Annotated in this window: 15 protein-coding genes and 2 tRNA genes; 10 read left to right on the top strand and 7 right to left on the bottom strand. The window is 72.6% G+C overall.

Annotation, left to right across the window (positions count from 1 at the left end; genetic code table 11):
* Nucleotides 1-5: 5 nt before the first annotated feature.
* The 3 genes from lysX (at nucleotide 6) to ACZ37P_RS16490 (ending at nucleotide 4980) form a co-directional block, all read left to right on the top strand.
* A complete protein-coding gene (gene lysX, locus ACZ37P_RS16500) occupies nucleotides 6-3299 on the top strand; it encodes a bifunctional lysylphosphatidylglycerol synthetase/lysine--tRNA ligase LysX (protein WP_467346949.1) in 3294 nt (1097 codons plus the stop codon).
* A gap of 129 nt (nucleotides 3300-3428) precedes the next feature.
* Nucleotides 3429-4481 carry a polysaccharide deacetylase family protein gene (locus ACZ37P_RS16495; protein WP_467346948.1) on the top strand — a complete coding sequence of 351 codons (1053 nt, stop codon included), beginning with the start codon at nucleotides 3429-3431 and terminating at the stop codon, nucleotides 4479-4481.
* A gap of 70 nt (nucleotides 4482-4551) precedes the next feature.
* Entirely contained in the window at nucleotides 4552-4980 is a 429-nt protein-coding gene (locus ACZ37P_RS16490) for an OsmC family protein (RefSeq protein WP_355343227.1), read from the top strand.
* A gap of 20 nt (nucleotides 4981-5000) precedes the next feature.
* Here ACZ37P_RS16490 and ACZ37P_RS16485 read toward each other — a convergent pair whose 3' ends face one another.
* Nucleotides 5001-6299, bottom strand: a complete 1299-nt coding sequence (locus tag ACZ37P_RS16485) for a M6 family metalloprotease domain-containing protein (protein ID WP_401304863.1) — start codon at nucleotides 6297-6299, stop codon at nucleotides 5001-5003.
* A gap of 4 nt (nucleotides 6300-6303) precedes the next feature.
* A complete protein-coding gene (locus tag ACZ37P_RS16480) occupies nucleotides 6304-7647 on the bottom strand; it encodes a M6 family metalloprotease domain-containing protein (protein WP_467346946.1) in 1344 nt (447 codons plus the stop codon).
* 252 nt (nucleotides 7648-7899) lie between these two features.
* On the opposite strand from ACZ37P_RS16480, the gene ACZ37P_RS16475 reads away from it, so the two are divergent.
* Nucleotides 7900-9723 carry a putative bifunctional diguanylate cyclase/phosphodiesterase gene (locus ACZ37P_RS16475; RefSeq protein WP_355343218.1) on the top strand — a complete coding sequence of 608 codons (1824 nt, stop codon included), beginning with the start codon at nucleotides 7900-7902 and terminating at the stop codon, nucleotides 9721-9723.
* A 124-nt stretch (nucleotides 9724-9847) separates the two neighbouring features.
* Here the strand turns inward: ACZ37P_RS16475 and ACZ37P_RS16470 are convergent, their stop codons facing one another.
* On the bottom strand, nucleotides 9848-11596 hold the full coding sequence (locus ACZ37P_RS16470; protein ID WP_467347226.1) for a glycosyl hydrolase family 18 protein: 1749 nt from the start codon (nucleotides 11594-11596) through the stop codon (nucleotides 9848-9850).
* Between the two features lie 270 nt (nucleotides 11597-11866).
* Nucleotides 11867-13150: an LLM class flavin-dependent oxidoreductase gene (locus ACZ37P_RS16465; protein WP_467346944.1), complete on the bottom strand. Its 1284-nt coding sequence runs from the start codon at nucleotides 13148-13150 to the stop codon at nucleotides 11867-11869.
* A gap of 299 nt (nucleotides 13151-13449) precedes the next feature.
* Between ACZ37P_RS16465 and ACZ37P_RS16460 the strand changes: the two genes are divergently transcribed.
* Nucleotides 13450-14205 carry an IclR family transcriptional regulator gene (locus ACZ37P_RS16460; protein WP_355343212.1) on the top strand — a complete coding sequence of 252 codons (756 nt, stop codon included), beginning with the start codon at nucleotides 13450-13452 and terminating at the stop codon, nucleotides 14203-14205.
* Nucleotides 14206-14335: 130 nt separating this feature from the next.
* Here ACZ37P_RS16460 and ACZ37P_RS16455 read toward each other — a convergent pair.
* Nucleotides 14336-14409, bottom strand: a tRNA-Lys gene (locus tag ACZ37P_RS16455).
* 127 nt (nucleotides 14410-14536) lie between these two features.
* Here ACZ37P_RS16455 and ACZ37P_RS16450 point away from each other — a divergent pair.
* From ACZ37P_RS16450 to ACZ37P_RS16430, 5 genes are all read left to right on the top strand, one after another.
* A complete protein-coding gene (locus ACZ37P_RS16450; RefSeq protein ID WP_467346942.1) occupies nucleotides 14537-18283 on the top strand; it encodes a S8 family peptidase in 3747 nt (1248 codons plus the stop codon).
* 83 nt (nucleotides 18284-18366) lie between these two features.
* Nucleotides 18367-18440, top strand: a tRNA-Lys gene (locus tag ACZ37P_RS16445).
* A gap of 133 nt (nucleotides 18441-18573) precedes the next feature.
* Complete coding sequence (locus tag ACZ37P_RS16440) at nucleotides 18574-21678, top strand: Na+/H+ antiporter subunit A (protein WP_467346941.1); 3105 nt, start codon at nucleotides 18574-18576, stop codon at nucleotides 21676-21678.
* Nucleotides 21675-22160, top strand: a complete 486-nt coding sequence (locus ACZ37P_RS16435) for a Na(+)/H(+) antiporter subunit C (protein ID WP_355343203.1) — start codon at nucleotides 21675-21677, stop codon at nucleotides 22158-22160. Before ACZ37P_RS16440 ends, ACZ37P_RS16435 begins: the two co-directional genes overlap by 4 nt.
* Entirely contained in the window at nucleotides 22157-23836 is a 1680-nt protein-coding gene (locus tag ACZ37P_RS16430; RefSeq protein ID WP_391163933.1) for a Na+/H+ antiporter subunit D, read from the top strand. Before ACZ37P_RS16435 ends, ACZ37P_RS16430 begins: the two co-directional genes overlap by 4 nt.
* Nucleotides 23837-23965: 129 nt before the next feature.
* Here ACZ37P_RS16430 and ACZ37P_RS16425 read toward each other — a convergent pair whose 3' ends face one another.
* Together ACZ37P_RS16425 and ACZ37P_RS16420 are read right to left on the bottom strand one after the other, a co-directional pair.
* Entirely contained in the window at nucleotides 23966-24781 is an 816-nt protein-coding gene (locus ACZ37P_RS16425; RefSeq protein ID WP_467346939.1) for a pentapeptide repeat-containing protein, read from the bottom strand.
* A 14-nt stretch (nucleotides 24782-24795) separates the two neighbouring features.
* Nucleotides 24796-26205: a M1 family metallopeptidase gene (locus ACZ37P_RS16420; protein WP_401304875.1), complete on the bottom strand. Its 1410-nt coding sequence runs from the start codon at nucleotides 26203-26205 to the stop codon at nucleotides 24796-24798.
* Nucleotides 26206-26368: the final 163 nt, after the last annotated feature.

The following is a 26368-nucleotide window of genomic DNA, read 5'->3' as shown; positions in this document are numbered from 1 at the left end:
AGCCGATGCCCGGGAAGGTGGCGTGGGGGCGGGTGGCGCCCAGAATGCCGGGCTGGTTCGGAGAATTCTTCGGGATTCTGGCCCTGTTCTGCGCCACCCTGGCCGTCGTCTCCCCGTTGCGGCCCCTGCTGGACCCGGTGCGCCGGTGGGTGGAGATCCTGACGGTGCCGGCGTCGCCGAATCTGGCGTACGCGGCGTTCCTGGTGCTGCTGGGCGGCGCGATGGCGGCCCGCAAACGGGTGGCGTACTGGATCGTGGCGGTCTTCCTCGGTCTGACCGTGGTGGCGAATCTGGTGCTGATCGCGGTGCGCGACTGGAGCGCGATCCCGGCGCTGCTGATCACGGGCACGGTGCTGGGCGCGGTGATCGCCGCGCGGGGCGAGTTCTCGGCGCGGGTGCGCAAGGGGGCGTTCTGGCGGGCGCTGCTGGTGCTGGTGTGCGGGCTGGCGATCGGGGTGCTGCTGGGGTGGGGGCTGCTGACGCTGTTCCCGGGGACGCTGGAGGGCGGGAACCGGCTGCGGTGGGCGGTCAACAAGGTGGTCGGCGGGGTGAACGACCTGCCGGACATCGGCCGGCCGCCGTACTGGACGAATTTCTGGCTGGGCCTGTTCGGCGCGGCGGCGCTGCTGTGCGCGGCGGCGGCGCTGTTCAGGTCGCAGCGGATGGAGGCGGCGCTGCGGGGGGACGACGAGGACCGCATCCGGGCGCTGCTGGCGCGGTACGGGGACAAGGACTCGTTGGGCTACTTCGCGACGCGGCGCGACAAGTCGGTGGTGTTCTCGCCGAGCGGCAAGTCCGCGGTGACGTTCCGGGTGGAGGTGGGGGTCTGTCTGGCCAGCGGTGATCCGCTGGGCGACCCGGAGGCGTGGGGTCCGGCGATCGACGCGTGGCTGGCGCACGCGGGGGCGTACGGCTGGGTGCCGGCGGTGATGGGCGCGGGCGAGGAGGGCGCGAAGGCGTACGCGCGGGCGGGGCTCGGCGCGCTGGAGCTGGGCGACGAGGCGATTCTCGACGTGACGGACTTCGACCTGGCGGGCCGCGAGATGCGCGGTATCCGGCAGGCGGTGCACCGGGTGCGGCGGACCGGGGCGACCACCCGTATCCGGCGGCACCACGACCTGTCGCCCGAGGAGCTGCGGGAGGTCGAACGGCTGGCGGACGCCTGGCGGGACACCGACACCGAGCGCGGCTTCTCGATGGCGCTGGGGCGGCTCGGCGACCCGGCGGACGGCGAGTGCCTGCTGGTGGAGGCGCTGGACGACAAGGGGCGGGTGACCGCGCTGCTGTCGTTCGTGCCGTGGGGGCACGACGGGGTGTCGCTCGACGTGATGCGGCGGGACCGTACGGCGCCCAACGGGATCATGGAGTTCATGGTCACCGAGCTGGCCGCGGGCGCGGGCGCGCTGGGTGTCCGGCGGGTCTCGCTGAACTTCGCGGTGTTCAGGTCCGCTTTCGAGGAGGGCGCCCGGATCGGCGCGGGGCCCGTCCTGCGGATGTGGCGGCGGCTGTTGCTGTTCTTCTCCCGCTGGTGGCAGCTGGAGGCGATGTACCGCTCGAACGTGAAGTACCAGCCGCACTGGTACCCGCGGTACCTGTGTTACGCCGACGGCAAGGACATGGCCAGGATCGGCCTGGCCTCGGGCATCGCCGAGGGTTTCGTGGAACTCCCGAGCCTGCGCTTCCGGCGCCGCCGCCGGTCCGCGGCGGGCGGTACGGGAGCGGGCGCGGTGGGCGGTACGGCGGTGGCCGGTGCGGCGGCGGGCGTGGTGGGCGGTACGGCGGCGGGGATGACGACGGCGAGCGTGACGGCCGCCGCGGCCGAGCGCGGCCGTCACGCCCCCGCGGACCCGCACGGCCCCGCCGAGCAGGTCCGTGTGCGCCTGGCCAAGGTCGAGGGGATGCGGCGCGACGGCGTCGACCCGTATCCGGTGAGCGCGGGGCCGACGCACACGCTGGCGGTGGCGCGTACGGCGGGGGCGGGCAGCGCGGTGGCGGTCGCGGGCCGGGTGCTGCGGGTGCGCGACCACGGCGGGGTCGTCTTCGTGACGCTGCGGGACTGGTCGGGCGACCTCCAGATCATGCTGACCAGGGATCGTCTCGGACGGGACGGTCTGCGGGAGTTCGAGTCGGGCGTGGACCTCGGCGACCTGCTCCGGGTCGAGGGGGCGATGACGGTCAGCCGCAGCGGTGAGCCGACCGCGGAGGCGTACTCCTGGACGCTGACCGGCAAGTGCCTGCACCCGCTGCCGGACAAGCGGCGCGGCCTGACCGACCCGGAGGCGCGGGTGCGGCAGCGCTATCTGGCGCTGGTGGTCTCCCCCGAGGCGCGTTCCCTGCTCACCGCCCGCAGCGCGGCCGTCGGCGCGGTCCGTACGACGCTGGCCGACCGCGGCTTCCTGGAGGTCGAGACGCCGATGCTCCAGCCGGTGCACGGCGGCGCGAACGCCCGCCCGTTCACCACGCACATCAACGCCTACGACCTCGACCTGTATCTGCGGATCGCGCCCGAGCTGTATCTGAAGCGGCTGTGCGTCGGCGGGGTGGAGCGGGTCTTCGAGCTGGGCAGGACCTTCCGCAACGAGGGTGTGTCGTACAAGCACAACCCCGAGTTCACGATGCTGGAGGCGTATCAGGCGTTCGCGGACTACGACGTGATGCTCGATCTGGCGCGGGAGCTGATCCAGGCGGCGGCCGTCGCGGCGAACGGCGGGCAGACCGCCCGGCGGCCGGACGGCGCGGAGGTCGACCTGTCGGGGCGGTGGCCGGTGCGGACGGTGTTCGGGGCGATCTCGCTGGCGCTGGGCGAGGAGGTCGACGCGGGGACGCCGCTGGCGCGGCTGCGCGCGCTGTGCGACCGGGCGGGGGTGCCGTACGGCCCGGAGGACGGCCCGGCCGACGTGGCGCTGGAGATGTACGAGCGGCTGGTGGAGGAGCGCACCACCACGCCGTGCTTCTACAAGGACTTCCCGGCCGAGGTCTCGCCGCTGACCAGGCAGCACCGCACCGATCCGCGGCTGGCCGAGCGCTGGGACCTGGTGGCGTACGGCACGGAGCTGGGCACGGCGTACACCGAGCTGACCGATCCGGTGGAGCAGCGGGCCCGGCTGACCCGGCAGTCGCTGCTGGCGGCGGGCGGCGACCCGGAGGCGATGGAGCTGGACGAGGACTTCCTGACGGCGCTGGAGTACGCGATGCCGCCGACCGGCGGGCTGGGGATCGGGGTGGACCGGCTGGTGATGTTCCTCACGGGCCGGACGATCCGTGAGACGCTGCCTTTCCCGTTGGTACGTCGCCGCTGACCGTGCCGCGCGGCGGGTCGCGGGGGGTGCGCGGCCGGATTCGCGGGGGCGCGGGGCGGGTTCCCCGGGGCCGGGCGCGGGGCGGGGGGCCTTGCATCACCCGTTCGGAGCATGTTTACGGTGGTCCGCATGACGTACAAAACCGGACGATCTGGGATGTTGAGCCGCACGGCCGTACGGCGGACCGCCGCCGCGGTGGCCACCGCGGCGCTCGCCGGGACCGCGCTCGCGGCGTGCGGCACACAGCACGGCGGGGCAGCGGCGAGCGGGGCGGACGACGCGCGGGCCTCGTCGCGCGCGCCGTCCTCGACCGCGTCGGGTGAGGCGTCCGGCCCGGCCGCGGGCATCCCGTCCCAGCGGACCTCTCCGCCGGGCGATCCGTCCGGCTCGCAGCCGTCCGGACCGGGTCCCGCGCAGAACGGTCCCGCACCGACCGGTCCGTCGCGGACGGGTCCCGTGCCCACCGATCCGTCCGGGACCGTCCCGTCGCAGACGGTCCCCGGGCAGCCGACCGGGCCCCTGGACCCCTCGGCCGGTCCCGCCGACCCCTCGGGGAGCCCCGCCACCGGCGCCCCGGCCGGCGAGTCGATCCAGCACTCCACCGAGGACGGCGGCAGGTCCGTCGCGCTGACCTTCGACGACGGCCCCGACCCGCGCTGGACCCCGCAGGTCCTGGCGCTGCTGGCCGCGCACCACGCGAAGGCGACCTTCTGCGAGATCGGCCCCAACGCCGCCGCCCACCCCGACCTGGTCCGGCAGATCACCACGGCGGGCCACCGGCTGTGCGACCACTCCGTGCACCACAACGAGCGGCAGAGCAGCAGGTCCGCGGCGTACAACACGCACGAGATAGTCGACGCGCAGCGCGAGATAACCAAGGCCGCGGGCGCCGGCGCGAAGCTCTGGTACTACCGGGCGCCCGGCGGCGACTTCACCCCGACGATCCGTCACATCGCCGCCGGCCACGGGCTGCGCCCGCTGGGCTGGACGGTGGACTCCCGCGACTGGGAGCGGCCCGGCACCGCCAAGGTGCTGGCGAACATCGACCGTCAACTGCGCCCCGGCTCCATCGTGCTGATGCACGACGGCGGCGGCGACCGCGCCCAGACGGTGCGGGCGCTGTCGCGGCTGCTGGACAGGCTCGACGCGCAGGGCTGGACATACAGCTTCCCCGCGCGCTGATCGTGGCGCGCGCGAGGTAGCGTTCAGGAGGCGTTCCCGCCATCCGTCGGTACCTCTTGGAGGCTTCACCATGGCAACCACCCGCACCGCGACGACCCAGTGGAAGGGCCCGCTGATGGGCGGCGCCGGGACCGTCTCGCTCGACACCTCGGGCGTCGGCTCGTACGACGTGACGTGGGCCTCCCGCGCGGAGGAGGCGAACGGCAAGACCAGCCCCGAGGAGCTGATCGCCGCGGCCCACTCCTCCTGCTTCTCGATGGCGCTCTCGCACGGCCTGGCGGGCGCGGGCACCCCGCCCGAGTCGGTGCAGACGCAGGCCGACGTGACCTTCCAGCCGGGTGAGGGCATCACCGGCATCGTCTTGACGGTGAAGGCGCGTGTCCCCGGCATCTCCGCCGGTGACTTCGAGGCGGCGGCGCAGGGCGCCAAGGAGAACTGCCCGGTCAGCAAGGCGCTCGCGGGCACGACGATCACGCTCAACGCCGAACTGCTGGACTGAGTACGGTTTCTGACGCCTGATCAGCGGCGGGTGACGTGGATCTTCCACGCGCCCGCCGCTGTCCTTCCCAGCACCTTGAAGGTCAGCCCGGACGCCTTGTCGGTAGAGCCCTCGCCGACGCTGAAGGGCGCGTCGTTCAGGGAGTTGAAGGCGCCGCTGCTGAAGTCGCAGGCGGAGGTGCGGGGATGGGCGTCCACGACGGTCACCGGGCCCTTGCCCGAGTCGACGTCGGTGCGGACCCGGTAGGCGAGCACGCCCGCGCGGCACGCGTCCTTGTCGTTGCCGAGCTGCTGCCTGGCCTCCAGGACGAAGACCCCGGTGCGGCTGTACGGGATCACGACGGCTTTGCGTCCGCCGGGGATCTCGACGGCGCCGAGTTCGTAGGTCGTGTCGGTGCGGCCGGTGACGCAGGCGATCTGGCTGTCGTCGAGCCAGCCGAGCTTCCACTTGTGCCAGGCGAACAGGTCGCCCTGCAGTCCCCAGTCGAGCGACATGCTGTCCCACTGCCCGGCGAGCGTGTCGGTGCGCGGGAAGTCGTCGGCGGCGTAGAGGTCGGGCAGGCCGAGCGCGTGGCCGTTCTCGTGGCTGAGGACGCGCGGGCCCGACTGGTCGTGCCCGTAGATGAGGGAGACCTTGTCGAGGTGGGCGCCGTCGTCGGTGGTCGCGGCGGACGCGCCGGTCCAGGTGACCGAGAGCACCGCCTCGTCGGCGGGCGGCCCCGCGTTGGGGGTGACGAGGATGTTGACCAGGTCGTAGCCGCGGAAGTCGATGGAGTGGTCGGCGACCTTGAGCAGGTCGCGCATCATCTCGGTGTGGGCGTCCCAGCCGTAGCCGCGGCCGATCCCGTACGCGCTGAAGGGCCGCGGCATCCGTATGTAGCGCAGCACCGGCGTGGACTCGTAGTCGAGGCGGCCGTACGAGCTGACGGCGTACCACTTCTTGACGGCGGGGAAGAACTCGCCGTAGCGGTCGGCGGCGCTGTACTGGGCGGGCGCGTCGGGGAAGTCGATCAGCAGGGTCAGGGCGTGCAGGGTGCCGGTGGAGGGGGCGAATTCGGCGTTGGGGCCGCGGCTGGAGCTGTCGGGGAAGCCCTCGGACATGGCGACGCCGGGGACGGCCCGCAGGGCGCAGGGCCGGGCGGCGGGCGGCGGCGAGGCGTTGAGCGCGGCGGTGCGCGGGCCCGCGGAGACGGTGCTGCCGACGGCGAGCAGCCCGAGCGCGAAGAGCGCGGTGCAGCGCAGTCCGGTCCGGGTCAGCCGGCGCGGCCCCGACCCCGTCGTGGCCGGGCGGCGCGGTCCAGACCCCTTGGTGGAGGCCATGGCGTTAGCTCCTGTGGCCGGTGTCGTCGCCGACGGGCGACCCCTCGACGATCTTGACCGTCCAGGTGCCGTCCGAATTGTGGGCGGAGACCGTCACGCGGGTGGAGCCGTCGGGTACGGCGTAGGACTCCCCCACGCCCAGCGGCGCGTCGGCCAGCGGCGGGTAGACGGAGGTGGCCCGGCACGCGGAGGTGTGCGGGTGGCCGTCGATCACCGCGATGGGTCCGTCGCCCGACTCGATGTCGGAGCGCACCTTGTAGAGCAGGACGCCCTGGCGGCAGGCGGCGTGGTCGTTGCCGGTGGCGGTGCGCGCCTCGATGGCGAGGGCGGTGTCGGGCCCGGTGCGTACGACGATCAGCTTGGTGCCGCCGGGGGTCTCGTCGGGGCTGAGGTCCTGGTAGGTGGTGCCCGCGCGGGTGACGCAGCCGACCTGGTCGGAGGTGATCCAGCCGAGCTTCCACTTGTGCCAGGCGAAGGGGTCGGGCGCGAGGCCGAACTGGCTGCCCATCAGGTCCCAGTCGCCGACGTGGGTGTCCCAGTCGGCGTTGCTGCCCGCGGGCGGCCGGTAGTACAGGTCGGGCAGGTCGAAGACGTGGCCGGTCTCGTGGGCGAGCACGTTGCGGTCCGGCGGGTGCCGTTCGAAGACGGTGACGAGCCGGCGCAGCGGGGTGCCGTCGACGGTGATCGGGGTGGAGAGGTTGACGACCTTGGTGGCGTCGGAGTCGACGCCGGGCGCGTCGGGGTCGGCGACGAGGTAGACGACGTCGTAGCCGTGGAAGTCGACCACCGGGTCGGCGGCGGCGATGGCGTCGCGCAGGTAGGCGGTGCGGTCGGCGGCGTTCCAGTCGCGGCTGATCGCGTAGTCGGTGGCGGGGCGCGGCATGCGCAGCCAGCGGGTGACGGGGTGGACGCCGAGGTCGAAGCGGCCGTACGAGGCGCGGTCGAAGAAGCGGGTGGTGGCCGGGAAGTGGTCGGCGGCGACCTGCCGGGTGGTGAGGTCGGGCGCGGTGCCGGGGAAGTCGAGGAAGACCATGAGGGCCTTCATGTGGCCGGTCGGCCGGGTGTAGCCGCTCTCCCAGGTGTCGACGCCCTCGGAGTGGTGGGCGCCGGTGCGCGGCAGGAGGCAGGCGCTGCCGACGGCGGCGGACGCGGCGGGGCCGGTCGTCAGCGTCCAGGCGACCACGGCGCTGAAGACGCTGAGCGCCGCCGCGGCGGAGCGCAGGACACGCCGCCGCGCGCGGGGCGGTACGCCTATCGAGACGCCTGAGGAGCCTGACGAGCTGGCTGACCGCCGCACATGGACCTCCGGGGAGGATTCGTGAACCCGTTCGGGACACCTCCCCCACATTGCTATGGAATGTGACGATATGTCCTGTCCGACTGCTCCAGCCGGGCGGTGTGCGGGAGGCGTACGGGCGTCGCGCAGCGGTCACTACGGTGCGTAATGTCCCCGGGGATGCGATCACATGAGCGATCCGTTCGGACACGTTCGGTCGATCCGTCAGCACACGTGCGGAGAATCACCACCAGGGCGCTGGAACACCAACTCCGCCAGCCCATATGATCGCGATCGAGACGAGCGCGAAGCGGGGAGCGGGCCATGGGCGGACCCTCGGGCGGCCCAGGTGTCGAGCCCGAAAGCACAGCACAAGTCATCACGCACAGTCACACCTCTGCCCCACACTCCGGCGGCGGCGCGGAACCGCAGCCGGCCGGACGGACGGCGGGGCAGGGAAGTACGGCCGCGCGGCCGGGCGACGCCGACCTGCGCGACTACCGGGCCGCCTTCGCCATCGCCCAGACCGCGATGGCGCTGCTCGCCCCCGACGGCACGGTCCTGGAGGCCAACGGCGCGCTCGGCGCGCTGCTGGGCGCCTCGCCCGAGCGGATGAGCGCCACGGGCGCCGCCGCGCTCCTCGGCCTGAGCGGCGACCGGCACGCCCGCGCCGCCTTCCACGACGTGCTCACCGGCCGCCGCGAACGGCTGCGCTGCACGCGCGGCATCACCCGGCCGGACGGCAGCACCGTGCACGCCGAGATCACGCTCTCGCGCACCGGCGCCCGCCCGCTGCTGCTGTCCGTCGAGGACGTCGGCGAACGGGACACCCTGCGCGAGGAGCTGCGGCACCTGCGCATGCACGACCCGGTCAGCAGACTGCCCAACCGCGCGCTGTTCTTCGAGCGGCTGTCGGCCGCCGTCGGCGACCACGGCAGCCGGACCGGCCGGATCGGCCTGTGCTATCTGGACCTGGACGGCTTCAAGGCGGTCAACGACACACTCGGCCACCGCGTCGGCGACGAACTGCTGGCCGCCGTGGGCCGCCGCCTGCTGGCCTGCGCCGAGCCCGGCGGGCACCTGGTGGCGCGGCTCGGCGGCGACGAATTCGCCCTGCTGGTACGGGACTCCACCGGTACGGGGCAGGCGACGGATCTGGCCGAGGCCGTACTGGCCGCGCTCCAGCCGCCGTTCGACGTGGGCGGCCACCGGCTCGCGGTCTCCGCCAGCATCGGCGTGGTCGAACGGGAGGCGGCGGGCACGTCGGCCACCGGTCTGATGCAGGCCGCCGACACCACGCTGTACTGGGCCAAGGCCGACGGCAAGGCGCGCTGGACGCTCTTCGACCCGGAGCGCAACGAGCACCGGATGACCCGTCAGGCTCTGTCCCGTACGCTGCGGCAGGCCGTCGAGCGCGGCGAATTCGTCCTGGACTACCAGCCGTTGGTCGCCCTCGACTCGGGCGAGCTGCGCGGTGTCGAGGCGCTGGTGCGCTGGGAGCACCCGCACTTCGGGCGGCTGGCGCCCAACCGCTTCATCGGTCTCGCCGAGGAGGACGGCTCCATCGTCCAGCTCGGCCGCTGGGTGCTCGCCGAGTCCTGCCGCCAGGCCCGCGCCTGGCAACTGGCCCACCCCGAGGCGCCGTTGGTGGTCAGTGTCAACGTGGCCGTACGCCAGGTCTGGGACTCCGACCTGGTCGCCGACGTCGCCGCGATCCTCGCCGACACCGGTCTGCCGCCGCGGCTGCTCCAGTTGGAACTCACCGAGTCCGCCGTGATGGGCTCCGCCGGCCGTCCCCTCCAGGCGCTGCACGCCCTGGACGAGATGGGCGTACGGATCGCCATCGACGACTTCGGCACCGGTTACTCCAACCTCGCCTACATGAGCCGCCTCCCGGTCTCGGCCCTGAAGCTGGACGGCTCCTTCGTGCAGGGCTTCCGCTCCGCGGAACACCCCAACCCGGCCGACGAGACGATCGTCGAGGCGCTGGTCGAACTGGCCCACCGGCTCGGTCTGACGGTGACGGCGGAGTGCGTGGAGAACGCGGAGCAGGCGGAGCGCCTGCGGCGGATCGGCTGCGACACGGGCCAGGGCTGGCACTACTCGCGCCCCGTGGCGGCAGCGGCGATCTCCGCGCTGCTGGACTGAGGCGGCACGCGCCGCGGGACCGGGGCGGCACGCGCCGCGGGACGGCGGCACGCGGAAGGGGCCCGCGTCCTTGGGGGGAGAAAGGACGCGGGCCCCGGGTCATGCGGTCAGGAGGTGAGCCGCGTCAGCAGGCCCCGAGGTCCTGCCACACGCCCCATTCCCCGGTCGTACCGGGCTCCTCATTGGTGGTCCACCACTTGGCGTTCCACTTGTGGCCCTTCCAGGAGACCTGGTTGCCACCGACGTAGACCGCGGAGGCGGACCAGGACGGCAGGGTGCAGGTGCCGCCCGGCGGGGTGGTCGGAGGCGTGGTGGGCGGGGTCGTCGGCGGCGTCGTGGGGGGCGTCGTCGGCGGGGTGGTGGGAGGCGTGGTCGGCGGGGTGGTCGGCGGCGTGGTGGTCGTGCCGCAGCCGGACGCGGACCCGTTGGTCGCCGTCACGATCTTGTTGAAGAGGGTGGCGGCGGGATCGAGGTCGAGCAGCGAGTACATCATCGAGCCGGCCAGGTTGTGGCAGTGCGCGTAGTCCGCCTTGGCCTGGATCGCCTGGGCGCCGAGGCCGGTCCAGAACTCGGTCCCGTTGTAGAACCAGTTGGCCTGGGTGCTCGGGTCGTAGAACGTCGTGGAGGCGTTGTCCACGAGCCCGGTGAGCTCCTTGTAGTACGCGGTGCCCGCGACCTGGCTGATGCCGCGCGCCGGGGCGGGGCCCGAAGCGGACTGGTACAGGCCGTGGTTGCTGCCCGCGGGTACGCCGGTCCAGCCGCGGTAGTACAGCGGGTAGCCCATGGTGATCTTCGTGGACGGGAAGCCGCCCGCGATGCCGTAGGCCGAATTACCGTTGATCCACGCGTTGATGGCGTGATCGGTGCTGTACTTCTCGGTGCCCGGCGGGATCGCCGTGGACGGGTCGGTCGGCGACTGGTACAGCGGGTCCTGGAGGTTGGTCGGACCGGTCGCGTCCCAGGCTCCGTGCATGTCGTACGTCATGATGTTCGCGTAGTCGAGGTACTGCCCGACCTTGTTGGTCTCGATCTGCGCGATCTTGTCCTGGCCGGCCGGGAGCGCGGCGGTCAGCAGCATCTTCTTGTTGCCGTTGGCCGTGCCGTACGCGTTCAGCTCGGTGCGGAACTCCGCGAGCAGCGCGGTGAAGTTGGCCTTATCGTTGGGGCTGTAGTGGTTGCCCACGTGGCCGTTGGGCGAGCCGGGGTACTCCCAGTCGATGTCGAAGCCGTCGAAGATCCCGGCACCGCTGCCGGGGCCGCCGTAGCCGCCCTGCACGGGCAGATTGCCCTTGATGAACATGTCGATGCAGGAGCTGACGAACTTCTTCCGGCTGGCGTCCGTGGCCGCCACGTCGGAGAAGTACTTGGAGTAGGTCCAGCCGCCGATCGAGGCGACGATCTTCAGGTTGGGGTGCTTCGCCTTCAGCTTCTTGAGCTGGTTGAAGTTGCCGACGATCGGCTGGTTCCAGGTGTCGCCGACACCGTCCACGCTGATGTCCGCGCCGAACGACTTCTGGTAGTCGGCGAAGGAGTCGCCCGCGCCGTCACCGGCGTTGGGGTTGGACTCGTTCGTGGAGTCCGACGCCTTGGTGGCCTCGAAACAGGTCAGGTTCGAGGGGTCGATGTTCTCGAACGAGTAGTTGAGGATGTCGAGTTTGCCCGCCACCCCCGACGTGTCGAGGTTCTTCGGGTAGTAGGCGTTGCCGTACACGCTCCACTGGTCGTAATAGGCGATCTTCACGCCGCCGCTGCTCGCGGCGGCGGCCGCGGGCTTGGCGGCGGCGGTGGTGTCCGCCTGGGCTGTGCCCACTCCGGCGACGAGCGCGGTGAGCGCTCCGGCGGTGAGGGCGGCGGTCGTGACGGCTGCCACGATCGCTCTCTTCCTGGACTGCACGAGTACCTCCGGGGGGAGAGGGAGGAACAACAGGGGGCTGGTGAATGGATAACCCCTCGTCAAGTGCACGTCAATGGTCTGAACCAGACTTGGACTAGACCAATCCTGCGGAAGGCGACCGGCCGGTAGCGTTCCGCGACAACGGCAAAGCCGCTCGTCAACCGGGTGACAAGCGGCTTTAACGCTGACTTAAGGCTGGTCAGGGGCCGTCGCGCGACGTTGGACCACGCACCGGCCGGAAATGAGTCTTTAACCGGCGGCGACCTCGGAGGAGACACCCGACGGGGCCTCGGCGGAGGCCGTCGCGATGTCCTTCGGGAAGCCGTACGCGTCCGCGATGAGGTCGTAGGAACGCAGCCGGACCGACGGCGTGTGCGCGTTGGCGGTGATCACCAACTCGTCGGCGCCGGTGCGGTCCACGAGCTGGTCGAGTCCGGTACGCACCGTGTCCGGGTCGCCGTGGATGATGTTCACCAGCCACGAGTCCACGAAGTCCCGTTCCGCCGGGCTGAATTCGTACGCCTCGGCCTCCTGGGGCGTCGGCACCAGGCCGGGGCGTCCGGTGCGCAGCCGCAGCATGCTCAGCGCGCCGGAGAGCACCTGGCGGCGCGCCTCGGCCGGGTCGTCGGCGGCCAGCGCGGCGACGCCGATCGAGGCGTAGGGGCGGTCCAGGATCTCCGAGGGCCGGAAGGACTCGCGGTAAAGGGCCAGCGCGGGAACGGTGTTGGCGGCCGAGAAGTGGTGCGCGAAGGAGAACGGCAGGCCGAGCGTGCCCGCCAGTCGCGCGCTGAAGCCGGAGGAGCCCAGCAGCCACACGCTCGGGCGGCCCGCCGACTGGACGCCGCCGGGCGCCGTGCCCTGCACCGGGCCGGGAATGGCGTGAATGCGCGCGTAGCGGTGCCCGTCGGGGAAGTCGTCGTCCAAGAACCGGGTCAACTCCGCGAGCTGCTGCGGGAATTCGTCCGCGCCCTCGTGCAGCCGGTCGGTGCGGCGCAGCGCGGCGGCCGTCGCGCCGTCGGTGCCGGGCGCGCGGCCGAGACCGAGGTCGATCCGGCCGGGGGCCAGCGCCTCCAGGGTGCCGAACTGCTCGGCGATCACCAGCGGCGCGTGGTTGGGCAGCATCACCCCGCCGGAGCCGAGCCGCAGCGTGCGGGTGTGGGCGGCGAGGTGGGCGAGGATCACCGCGGGCGAGGAGCTGGCGACGCCCGGCATCGAGTGGTGCTCGGCCACCCACATCCGGTGGTAGCCGCGGGTCTCCGCGGTCCTGGCGATCTCGACGCTGGTGCGCAGCGCGTCGGTGGCGGTGAAGCCGCTGCCGACGGTGGCCAGATCCAGTACGGACAGCGGTACGGGGGCGGTGCCGCGGACCGGGCCGCGGATGCCCCGGCCGCGGAGCGTACCGGTGTCGCCGTCCCGGCCGTCCGTACGGGACCGGCCGTCCGTAACGGACCGCCCGTCCGTCCGTTCGCCCTGCTGTTCGCCCTGTCGTTCGTCACCCACGGCGGGCGCCTCCTCGATCGTCTCCGTGCCCATGTCTGCCCCACCCCTGCCCGACCGACAACCGGAGCCCGCGTCCGGTTATTCCCGGGCGCGGATTGTACGGTTCCCCCGCCGTTTCCTTTTCGGGTAATGACGTCGGCATATGCCAGGGTGGCCCCTTCCTGCATATACGCTTGAAGAGCCCCGGATAACCGGCCAACCGCCTCTACCTGAAACGGGATTGGGGCTATCGTGGAGACCGGCCCAGCCGCCGGGTCCGGTCGTCTCGGATACCCGTCCGTGACCGGCGGCGACAGCCAGGACGCAAACGGTCATACCTGCAGGGGGCTACCGTGGCGCTTGAACACCGACAGATCGAGCCGGTGTACGCGGTCCAGTACGCGCTGCGCGTGCTCGAATCCGTCGACACCCATCGGCACGGCGTCACCGCCGAACAGTTGGCTCGCGAAATCGGTGTGCCGCTGGACTATCTCTCCCATCTGCTGGCAATGCTGCGCCGCGAGCGTTATCTCGGATTTCTGCCCGGCGGCGGATATGTCATCGGCGAGTCCATGGTGCTCCTCGGCGCCGCCAACCGCGACCACGCCCTCGCGGAGAAGCTCCAGACGGTCCTGGCCGAACTGCGCGACGAGGTGGGCGCGGCCGTCTACTTCAGCCGGTACGACGACGGCGAGGTGCACGTCATCGACTTCGCCGACGGCCCCAACGCGCCGAAGGTCAACGAGTGGGTGGACTTCCGCTCCTCCGCCCACGCCAGCGCGGTCGGCAAGTGCCTGCTCTCGCAGCTCGACCACGACGGCCGGATGGAACACCTCTCGCGGCACCGCCCGGCCCGGCTGACCTCGCGCACCGTCGTGGACGACCGCGTCCTGCTGACCAAGCTCGAACGGCAGCCGACCTCGGTGCCCACGCTCGACCTCCAGGAATACGCGGTCGGCACCGTCTGCGCCGCGATCCCGGTCACCATCGGCAAGACGGTCGCCTGCCTCGCGCTGTCGATGCCGTACGCCCAGGCCCACCGCCTCAAGCCCGCCGTGGACACCCTCCACACCCGCGCGGCCCCGGTCCTGCTCTCCTTCAGCATCTGATCCGCCACGGCACAGGCTCGGCACGACGAAAGCCCGGCACGGCGAAGACCCGGCACGGCGAGCGTTCGGTACGACAAAGGTTCGGTACGACAAAGGCCCCCCGCGTGTACGGAGGGCCTTCGTGGGCATGTGCGCCGCCAGGGACTCGAACCCCGGACCCGCTGATTAAGAGTCAGCTGCTCTAACCAACTGAGCTAGCGGCGCCTGCTGACGTGGGAGATCGTACCCGATGGTCGGGGCCGGGCTCAAAGCGGCGGCGGATTGCCGCCAGGCGGAATCGCGCCACCGCCGATCCGTGCGGTGGCGGGCGTACGGCCGGTAGATCATGTGCATGACTTCGACTCGACGCCGGATCACCGTACCGGCGGGCACCACCGTGCTCGCCCTCGGTACCGCACTCCTGCTGCCCACGGGCCCCGCCGCCGCGGCGACCCCCGCGGCGGCCCCGCGGTCCGCGCCCTCGTCAGCCAACTCCACCCCCTCCGCCACCTCGACCACCGTCACCCTGCTCACCGGCGATGTCGTGCACATCGCCGACGGCCCCGGCAAGCAGGACACCGTCACCGTCGACCGCGCGCCCGGAGCGCGGGGGATCGTACGGATCCAGCAGTACGGCGGTGACACGTACGTCATTCCCGACGAGGCGGAGCCGCTGCTGGCCGCGGGGAAGCTGGACCGGCGGCTGTTCGACGTGTCCGCCCTGACCGCGATGGGCTACGACGACGCGCACAGCGCCGGACTGCCGCTGATCGCCACCTGGACCGACGCCGCCCGCACGGCACGGTCGCAGCCCGCGGCTCCGGCCGGCGCGAGCACCGTACGGACGCTGCCGAGCATCGGCGGCGCGGCCCTGAAGGCCGACAAGAAGCGGTCCCGCGCCTTCTGGACCGGCCTGACGGGCCCGGCGGGCAACGCCCGTTCGCTCAACGGCGCCACCGGCATCGACAAGCTGTGGCTCGACGGCCGGGTGACGGCCGACCTCAAGGACTCGGTGCCGCAGATCAACGCGCCGCAGGCGTGGGCCGAGGGCTACGACGGCGCGGGCGAGAAGGTCGCCGTCCTGGACACCGGCGTGGACGACACCCACCCCGACCTGAAGGACCGGATCGCCACCGAGCAGAGCTTCGTGCCCGGCCAGGCCGTCACCGACGGCAACGGCCACGGCACGCACGTCGCCTCCACCATCGCGGGCAGCGGCGCGGCCTCCGACGGCAGTTACAAGGGCGTCGCGCCGGGCGCGAAGCTGCTGGTCGGCAAGGTGCTCTCGAACGAGGGCGAGGGCCAGGACTCCTGGATCATCGCGGGCATGGAGTGGGCCAAGGCCCAGGGCGCCGACGTGGTGAGCATGAGCCTCGGCTCCCCGATACCCGACGACGGCACCGACCCGATGGCCCAGGCCGTCAACTCCCTGTCGGCGAACGGCGGTCCGCTGTACGTGATCGCCGCGGGCAACTCCTACGGCGCGGGCACCATCGGCGCCCCCGGCTCGGCGCGCGACGCGCTGACCGTGGCGGCCGTCGACAAGTCCGACCAGCGCGCCGACTTCTCCAGCATGGGCCCGCTGAGCGGCGGTTACGGACTCAAGCCGGACCTGTCGGCGCCCGGCGTCGACATCACCGCGGCGATGCCCGGCGGCGGCTACCAGACGATGTCCGGTACGTCGATGGCCACCCCGCACGTGGCGGGCGCCGCCGCGATCCTCAAGCAGCGGCACCCCGACTGGACCGCGGCGCGGCTCAAGGACGCGCTGATGAGCACGTCCAAGGTGCTCGCCGACTACACGCCGTTCGAGCAGGGCACCGGCCGGGTCGACGTACTGGCCGCGGTCGACTCCCCGGTCCAGGCCACAGGTTCGGTCGACACGGCCGTCTACTCCTGGCCGCACGACGGCGCGGCCCCGGCCACCCGCGTGATCACGTACCGCAACAGCGGCAAGGCCCCGGTCACGCTGGATCTGGCGACGGACACCAAGGACCCGGCGTACACGCTGTCGGCGCCGTCCGTCACCGTGGCCGCGGGCGGCAGCGCGGACGTCACGCTGACGCTCGACCCGGCCGGGGTGCCGTCGGCGACCACCTTCTCCGGCCAGGTGCTGGCGACCGACGCGGCGACCGGACACGTCGTCGCGCACACCGGCTTCGCGCTGGAGAAGGAACAGGAGCTGTACGACTACACGGTCAAGCTGCGCGGCCGGGACGGAAAGCCCGCCGCGGGCACCGTCGTGCTGGCGCAGGAGGGCAACCCCAACCCGTCGCCGGTCGCGGTCGACGGCGAGCGCACGCTGCGGCTGGCGCCCGGCACGTACATGGCGTACGCGGAGATCGACGTGGCAGGCGACGCGCCGGACTCGCTGGGCCTGGCCGTGCTGATCAACCCGGAGACGGTGCTCAGCAAGGACACCACCGTCACGCTCGACGCGAGCAAGGCGCGCAAGGTCAGCGCGGCCGTGCCGGGTCAGCGGACCCAGACGCGGCAGCTCCACGTGGACATCGCCCGCACCTTCGCCGACGGCGAGGTCGTCCGTGACGCGGCGGTCCTGCCGCTGACGTACGACACGCTGTACGCGTCGCCGACGGCCAAGGTCGGCAACGGCACCTTCGACTTCCTGACCCGCTGGCGGCTCGGCGAGCGGCAGGTCGCCGTCACCGGGCGCGGGCAGGACCTGGACACCACCCCGCAGCCCGGCGCCACCGTCACCGACGGCAAGGGCACGCTCCGCGCGGTCTACGCCGGGCAGGGCGGCGCGGCCGGCTACCGGGGTCTGGACGCCAGGGGCAAGGTCGTGGTGGTCGAGCGCTCCGACGCCGTCACGCCGGTCCAGCGGGCCGCGGCGGCGACCGCCGCGGGCGCGAAGCTGCTGATCGTCGTCAACGACGGCCGCGGCAGGCTGCTGGAGTCCTACGCCGACCCCGACAACGGCTACCAGGACACGCCGCTGACCGTGGTCTCCGTCCAGCAGGGCGCGGGCGCGAAGCTCGTCGCCGACGCCAAAGGCGGCAAGCTCTCGCTGAGCGTTGAACAGCGCGAGTACACCCGGGTCGTCTACGACCTGCTCGACCAGCACGACGGCACCATCCCTGACCGCTCCCTGGCCTACACCCCCGACCCCAGGCGCGACCTGGCCAAGGTCACCGCCACCTACAACGGCGACCGCGCCCGCGCGGGCGCCGGCTTCCGCTACGACATCCCCGCCTGGGGCTTCGGCATCGGTTTCGCCGAGCAGGAGTCCTACCCGGGCACCCGTACCGAGTACGTCTCGCCCGAGCACGGCGCCGGATTCTGGTACGAGGACCACTCCGTCTACGACGCGGACTACAGCAACCAGCTCCTGGAGGAGCGCGGCGGCAACGACTCGTTCACACCGGGCCGTTCGTACGCGGTCTCCTGGTTCGGGGGGATCTTCCGGCCGCGCCTCGGCTCCGCCTTCTGGGGGCCGAACCGCTCGTCGTACAACGACATCCAGTTCAACATCACGCCGTGGACGGACGGCGGCGCGGGCCACTCGGGCGACATGCCCGCCGACGAGTACGACGGCCGCACCACCTACGCCGCCTACCAGGGCGACACCCTCGTCGCCCAGGGAGTCGGCCGGGCGGGCGGCATCTGGGACCAGCCCGCGAAGAAGCTGCCCTACCGGCTGGTGCTCGACTCGGCGCGGGACGCCAAGGAGTGGCGGACCTCGATCCGTACGCACACCGAGTGGAACTTCGTCTCGGGGCCGCTGCCCGAGGGCGTCGGCCAGGACGACGTCAAGCTGCTCCAGCTCGACTACGACGTGCCCACCGACACCGCGGGCGATGTGCCCGGCGGCCGGCTGATCCCGGTCGGTCTGGGGTCCACCACGCAGGAGTGGCTGGACGGCGCGACGAAGGCGGTTTCGGCGAAGCTGTCGGTCTCCTACGACGACGGCAGGACTTGGCTGCCGACGCTGCTGATCAAGGACCGCAAGGGCCACTGGACGACGCTGATCCGGACTCCGCGCGACCCCGGCGGCTCCGTGTCGCTGAAGGCGAGCGCGTCCGACGGCGCGGGCGGCTCGGTGAGCCAGGAGATCATCAGGGCCTTCGGCCTGAGGTGACCGGCTGACCCACCGGGCGGAGGGGATGGTCGGAGGGGGTGGTCGAGACCACCCCCTCCGACCACGTATGATGGTCCCCGCAAGCGCCGCTAGCTCAGTTGGTTAGAGCAGCTGACTCTTAATCAGCGGGTCCGGGGTTCGAGTCCCTGGCGGCGCACTTGCCCGGAAGGCCCTCCGCGCGAGCGGGGGGCCTTCTCCGTGTGCCCGCCGGTGTGCTCCGCACGGGTGGTCCTGGGCGGCGGCGGGCGCGGCAGGCGTACGGGGCGGGGCGGGCGGAGGAAGGTCGGCCCGTGCTGGGGCTGATCGTGGGTCATTTCGTGCTGGCGGGTTTCGCGGGGGTGTTCACGCGGTGGTGGGGCCGCCGGGCCTTCCTCGTGCTCGCCGCCGCGCCCGCCGCGACCGCCGTCTGGGCGGCCCTCCAGTGGAACGCGGTCGCCAACGGCCGGGTGCGCGAACAGACCTGGCACTGGGCCCCCGCCCTCGACCTGGAGATCGCGCTGCGCCTCGACGCGCTGAGCCTGCTGCTCGCCGTCCTCGCGGGCGGCGTCGGCGCCCTCGTCCTGGTCTACTGCGCCGGGTACTTCCGCGACGACGAGCCGGGACTCGGCGGCTTCGCGGGCACCCTGACCGCCTTCGCGGGCGCCATGCTCGGCCTCGTCCTGGCCGACGACCTGATGCTCCTGTACGTCTTCTGGGAGCTGACCACCGTCCTGTCCTTCCTGCTGATCGGCCACAGCGCCGAGAAGAAGGCCAACCGGCGTTCCGCCCTCCAGGCCCTGGTGGTCACCACCGCGGGCGGCCTCGCCATGCTCGTCGGGCTGCTGATGCTCGGCCACCTCGCGGGCACCTACCGGCTGTCCGCACTGATCGCCCACCCGCCCGCCACCGGTCCCGCCGTACGCGTCGCCCTCGTCCTGGTCCTCGCGGGCGCCCTGTCCAAGTCCGCCGTGTGGCCCTTCAGCCTGTGGCTGCCCGGCGCGATGGCCGCGCCCACCCCCGTCAGCGCCTACCTGCATGCGGCGGCCATGGTGAAGGCCGGTGTCTATCTCGTCGCCCGCCTCTCCCCCGCCTTCGCCCCCGTCGGCCCCTGGCGCGCCCTCACCGTCGGCCTCGGCCTGGCCACCATGCTCCTCGGCGGATGGCGCGCCCTGCGCGAATTCGACCTCAAACGGATCCTCGCCTACGGCACCGTCAGCCAACTCGGCTTCCTCACCGCCCTGGTCGGCACCGGCTCCCACAACGCCGCTCTCGCCGGAGTCACCCTCCTGTTCGCCCACGCCCTCTTCAAGGCCGCCCTCTTCCTCGTCGTCGGCGCCGTCGACCAGACCACCGGCACCCGCGACATCCGCCGCCTGTCGGGCCTGGCCCGCACCTCTCCCCTCCTGTGCGCCGCCGCCACCCTCGCCGCCGCCTCCATGACCGGCCTCCCCCCCTTCCTCGGCTTCCCCGCCAAAGAAGCCGCCTTCGACGCCCTGGCCCCCCTCCCCCTCTCCCTGTCCGTCCTCGGCTCCGCCCTGACCGTCGCATACACCCTGCGCTTCCTGTGGGGCGCCTTCGGAGGAAGAGCCACGGCGAAGCCCCCTGCCGCCCCTCCCCCCGCGGCCCCCGACGCACCGAAGCCCCCTGCCGCCCCTCCCCCCGCAGCCGCCGACGCACCGGAGCCCCTTGCCGCCCCTCCCCCCGCAGCCGCCGACGTACCGGAGGGGACGGGCCGGGGTGCCCCCGCAGATTTGCGTGCCGACAGGGCGGCGACGGATGCGCGGGAGCAGGCAGCACGCAGCTCGAGGAGGTACCCCGGCCCGGGACCGACCCGCCCACGCACGGCCAGCCCACACCTGAAGGGCTGGGAAAAGGCGGTGCCCGTAGGAACGCTGGCACTCGCCGGGACGGTCCTCGGCCCCTACGTCACCCACCTCGAACCGCTGCTCGGGCAGTACGCCCACTCCGTACCGGAAGCGGACGGCGCCACGCCGTACCACCTGGCGCTGTGGCACGGCTGGGGCACCCCCCTGGCCCTGTCCCTGGTCGCCTGGGCCCTGGGCGCAGCCCTCTTCGCGGCGAACACCCCCCTGATCCGGCTCGCCCGGAAAACGGCCCTCCCCACCGCCGAAGCGGCCTTCGCCCGCATGATCCGCGGCACCGAATGGTTCGCCCTCCAGCTCACCGGCACGGTGCAACGCGGCTCCCTCGCGGTCTACTTGACCACCGCCCTCCTCGTGTTCACCGGCACCGAGTCGTACGCCCTGGTCCACGACGCCCCCTGGCACACTCCCGGCGGCGGCCCCCGCCTGGCGGACGACGCGGCGCAGGCCGCCGTGGCGGTCGCGGTGATGGCGGCGGCGGTGCTGTGCGTGACGGCCCGGCTGCGGATGAAGGCGGTGGTGCTGGCGGGCACCACGGGCTACGGCACGGCGGTGCTGTTCGTGCTCCAGGGCGCCCCCGACCTGGCCCTGACGCAGTTCACCGTGGAGACGGCCAGCATCGTGGTGTTCGTGCTGGTGCTGCGCCGCCTCCCGGCGCGCTTCCCGCGCACCGCCCCGCGCCGCCGCGCGGCGAACTACGCGGTGGGCGCCGCCGCGGGCGCCCTCGTCGCGGGCCTGACGTATCTGACGGCGGCGGCCCGCCGGGCGAGCGACGCCCGCGCCGCGCTGATCGAGGCGACCGAGCACGACGGCGTGAAGAACGTGGTGGCGACGATCCTGGTGGATCTGCGCGCCTGGGACACGATGGGCGAGTCCGCGGTGCTGGCGGTCGCCGCGGTCGGCGTGACGAGTCTGCTGTTCCTGCGCCGCCGCGCGGGCTCGCTGCCACGGGCAGCGGACGGCGAGGAGCCGGGCACCGTATGGCGGGCGGGGCCGCGCGAGGCGCCGGGCCCGGCGTCACTGGCCCCCGAGCGGACCTGGCTGTCCGCGAGCGGCACCCTCGCGCAGGAGCGCCGCTCGGTGGTCTTCGAGGTGGTGGCCCGGCTGACCTTCCACCCGATCCTGGTGCTCTCCCTCTACCTGCTGTTCAGCGCGGAGAATCTGCCCGGCGGCGGCTTCACGGCCGGGCTCGTCGCGGGCCTGGCGCTGGTGGTGCGCTATCTGGCGGGCGGGCGGTACGAGTTGGCCGCCGCGGCCCCGGTGGACGCCGGTTTCCTGCTGGGCGCGGGCCTGGTCGTGTCGGTCGGTACGGGCCTGGGCGGGCTGGTGTTCGGGCGCGCGGTGCTCGACGCGGGCACGTACCACGCGCGGCTGCCGCTGTTCGGTTCGGTCCATCTGGCGAGCCCGGTGCTCTTCGACTTCGGGGTCTACCTGCTGGTGCTCGGCGTCGTCCTGGACGTGCTGCGCGGCCTGGGCGCCGAGATCGACCTCCAGATCGAACGGGACGGCCGCGGGGAGAGGGAGGTCACGTGAAGGCGACGATCGCGCTCATCGCGGTGGGCGGTGTGCTGTTCGGCTGCGGCACCGCGCTGCTGATGTCCAGACCGCTGACCCGGATCCTGCTGGGCGCGGTGCTGCTCGGCAACGGGGCGAATCTGCTGGTGCTCGCCACGTCGGGCAAGGCGGGGAAGCCGCCGCTGCTGTATCCGGGCACCGACCCGAAGGACGTCACCGACCCGCTGCCGCAGGCGATGGCGCTCACCGCGATCGTCATCACGCTGGCGCTGACGGCGTTCCTGCTGGCGATGGCGTACCGGAGCTGGCAGTTGTCGGGGAACGACGACGTGCAGGACGACGTCGAGGACATCCGGATCGCGCTGCGCGCAGAACACGAGGGCACGCGGGCGGAGTTGCGGGCCGTGCTGCGGGCGGACCGGGTGCGGCAGGCCCGCGCGGAGGAGACCGAGGACCTCGACGACGAGGTCTGGGACCACGTACTGGGGGCCGACCGGTGACCGCGTCCGACCTGCTGCCGCTGCCGGTGGCGCTGCCGCTGCTCGCGGCCGGGGTGAAGCTGGCGATCGGCCAACGGCTGCCGCGTACGCAGCGGTTCATCAGCGCGGGCGTGCTGTGCGCGGTGCTCGGCGCGTCGCTCGCCCTGCTGGTGGCCGCCGACCGGGACGGGCCGCAGGTCATGCACACCGGCACCTGGCCCGCGTCGGTCGGCATCACGCTGGTCGCCGACCGGCTGTCCGGGCTGATGCTGGTGGTGTCGGCCGCGGTCACGCTGTGCGTGCTGATCTACTCGATCGGCCAGGGCATGGCCGACCAGGACGCGGCGACACCGCTGTCCGTCTTCCACCCGGCGTATCTGATCCTGGTCGCCGGGGTCTGCGACACCTTCCTCGCGGGCGACCTGTTCAACCTCTATGTCGGCTTCGAGATCATGCTGACCAGCAGCTATGTGCTGTTGACGCTCGGCGGTACGGCGGCCCGCATGCGGGCGGGCGCCACGTACGTGGTGGTGTCGCTGCTGTCGTCGGTGCTGTTCCTCGTCGCGATCGGGATGGTCTACGCGGCGGCCGGGACGGTGAATCTGGCGCTGCTCGCCGGGCGGCTGGCCGAACTGCCCTCCGGCGTACGGCTGCTGCTGCAACTGGCGCTGCTGACCGTCTTCGGCATCAAGGCCGCCGTCTTCCCGCTGGCGGCGTGGCTGCCGGACTCGTACCCGACCGCGCCCGCGCCGGTCACCGCCGTCTTCGCCGGTCTGCTCACCAAGGTCGGCGTCTACTCGATACTGCGGACCCAGACGCTGCTGTTCCCCGGCGGGCGGCTCGCCGACCCGCTGATGCTGGTCGCCCTGCTGTCGATGGTGATCGGCATCCTGGGCGCGGTCGCCCAGACCGACCTCAAGCGGCTGCTGTCCTTCACGCTGGTCAGCCACATCGGGTACATGGTCTTCGGTATCGCGCTCGCCTCACGCGGCGGCATCGCGGGCTCCGTCTTCTACGTGGCCCACCACATCACCGTGCAGACCACGCTCTTCCTCGTCGCGGGGCTGATCGAACGGCGCGGCGGCACGACGGATCTGCTGCGGCTGGGCGGCCTGGCCCGGATCTCGCCGCTGCTCGCCGTCGTCTTCTTCGTCCCCGCCATGAACCTCGCCGGTATTCCGCCGCTGTCCGGTTTCCTCGGCAAACTCGGCCTGCTGCGCGCCGGCATCGCCAACGGTGGCGGCTGGGCGTACGTCCTGGTCGCGGGCGGCATCGTCACCAGCCTGCTGACGCTGTACGCGTTGGCGAAGGTCTGGAACCTGGCCTTTTGGCGTGCCGCCCCGCCCGATCTGTGCGAGGACGGCACCGTCCTGGAATCCGACGAGGACTCCGCCGACGCGGAGGAGGGCGGCTCGGGACCGGCACCCGCGCCGCCGTCGCCCCCGTCGCCCGGGGAGGACTCCGGGGCGACCGCCGTGCCGCTGCCCGCCGGGGCCGCCCACGCCGCCTCCCTCAGCGGGCGGCCCATCACCACCACGGCGGCCCTCCCCGCGCCGATGCTTCTCGCCACCTGCGCCATGGTCGCGCTCGGTCTGTCGTTCACCGTCCTGGCCGGGCCCCTCACCGGCCTCGCCGATCGCTCCGCGAGCGAGCTCCTGTCCCGAACCCCGTACGTCTCGGCGGTCCTCCGCCACTGACGGTCCCCACCGGCCGGTGGTCCGGAGACAACCGGACTGCCCCGCCGGGGCGGGTGGTGACCCGCGGGAACGCGGTAGTTGAGCGCGCGGTCCCCCATGCCCCCGACGGGGCGCGTCCTGCCCCGGGCGTCAGGTCCAGTGGGCGGGGCGGGGCGGGGCACCTGGCGAAAGGACGGTGGTGGAGTCGCCGCGGGCGGCGGTGAGTTGGGGCGGGGTGAGGAAGAGGGCCCCGCGCAGATCCGCCCCGCGCAGATCGGCGTCGCGGAGATCGGCACCGATGAGATCGGCGAGGCGCAGGTCGGCCCGCCGCAGGTCGGCGGCGATCAGATAGGCCCCGCGGAAGTCGGTGCCGCGCAGGTCCGCCCCGCGGAACCCGCGGCCGATGAGGTCGGCGCCGCGCCGGTCGCGGCCGGGGGTGCCGGCGCGGGCCAGGGCGCTGGCGCGGAGCAGGATCTCGTTGACGGACGCGCGCTCGGCGGCGACGTCGAGGGCGAGCAGGGCCTCGGGGGTGCCGAGGGTGAGCCCGGAGATCCGGGCGACGGCCGCCTCTGCGGCGGCGTGCACGGGCCGGGCGGACGGCAGCGCCAGTGTCTCGCCGAGGTAGCGGAGGAGTTCGTGGAGCTGCCGGACGACCGGCAGCAGCGCGAACATCGACCGCCCCCCGTCGGCGGCGTCGCGCCAGTCCTGCCCGCCGAAGGTGATCCGGGAGAGCTTCTGGCCCGCGCCGAAGCAGTCGTAGACGGTGCAGCCCCGGTAGCCGCGGCCCCGCAGTTCGCGGTGGATGCCGCAGCGGTGGTCGCCGCCGAGGTGCCCGCAGGGCTCCCCGGCGGCCTTGTCCGCGGCGAAGTCCGCGGAGCGGGTGAAGGCGAGGGCCACGCAGCACAGCCCGAAGCAGTCGCCGCAGTCGGCCCGCAGCTCACTCGTCTCACCCGTCGGCGTGTTCACCGGTCAATGGTGCCTCACGGCGCCGAGGGGAAGACGGCGGGCTTGGCGGCGGTGTAGAGCCAGGTCTGGAAGAAGGTGCCGAGGCGCTGCCCGGAGATCCGCTCCGCGAGCCGCTGGAAGTCGGCGATGGTGGCGTTGCCGTAGCGGTGCAGGGCGGGCCACGCCTTGAGCAGGGTGCGGAAGTCGCGGTCGCCGATGGTGTCGCGGAGCGCCTGGATGGCGACGGCGCCGCGGTCGTAGACGGCGTCGTCGAACTGGTTGTCGGGGCCGGGGTCGCCCGGCTTGACCGTCCAGAACGGGTCGTCGGCGGGGTGCGCGTCGTAGATGTCCCGGGCGAGCTGCTGCGGGGTGCCGGTGCCCTCGTGCTCGGCCCACAGGAACTGGGCGTAGCTGGCGAAGCCCTCGTTGAGCCAGATGTCGGACCAGCGTTCCAGCGACACGTCGTCGCCCCACCACTGGTGGGCCAGTTCGTGCGAGACGACGTTGGTGTTGGCCTTGGTGGCGAAGGAGCTGGGGCTGTAGAAGACGCGGGTCTGCGCTTCGAGCGCGAAGTGCGAGGTCACGTTGGGCACGTAGCCGCCGGCCGCGTCGAAGGGGTAGGGGCCGAACCAGCCGCTGAGGAAGTCGACGATCTCGGCGGTCCGCTCCACGCTGGCGCGGGCGTTGGCGGCGGTGGCCGCGGGGAGGTCGGCGCTGTACGCGTTGATGACCGGGACGCCGGTGCGGGTGCGGCTGTGCGTGATGTCGAAGTGGCCGACGGCCAGCGTGGTGAGGTACGTGGCCTGCGGCTTGGTCTCGCGCCAGTGGTAGCTGGTCCGGCCGTCCTCGGACTTCCGCGAGACCAGCAGCCCGTTGCTGATCGCCTGGTCGCCGTCGGGGACCTTGACGCGCACGTCGTAGGTGGCCTTGTCGGCCGGGTGGTCGTTGCTGGGGAACCACCACCACGCGGACTCGGGTTCGTTGGCGGCGACTGCGCCGTCCGGGGTGCGCTGCCACGACGTGAAGCCGTAGCGCTTCACGGTGGAGGGGACGCCCGAGTACGTGACGGCGACGGTGATCCGGTGGCCCTTGGCGATCGGCCTGGCGGGGGTGATGACCAGTTCCTGCTCGCCGCTGGTGGCGAAGGCGGCGGGCTTCCCGTCGACGGTGACCCGGCTGACGGTCAGCGCGAAGTCCAGGTCGAAGCTGGTCAGTCCCTGGGTGGCGGTCGCCGTGATGACGGCGGTGCCCGACAGCAGGTCGGTGCTGGGCTGGTAGTCGAGGTTCAGGTCGTAGTGGGAGACGTCGTAGCCGCCGTTCCCGTAGGTCGGGTAGTACGGGTCGCCGATGCCGGGCGCGCCCGGCCCCGTGTCGGCAGCGGCCGCCGGGATCGCCAGCAGCAGGCCGAGGGCGGCGGCAGTGGACGCGATGACTCTCTTACGCACAGGGGTCCTCCAGCACGGTGAACGACAAGCGGCAGGTGCCAAGTGGCCGCCGCCGCGAGGCGGGTGGCGGCGGCCGAGTGGCAGGTACACGGCGACCCTAAGGAGCCCCAACCGTCCCAGCCACCCCTGTACTCACTGCTGTCGCAGAACGTTCACCCGGCGC

This window comes from Streptomyces sp. NPDC024632 (assembly GCF_055559175.1).
Note: the sequence above shows the minus strand (reverse complement) of the source record. Positions and strands in the feature narration are given on the sequence as shown.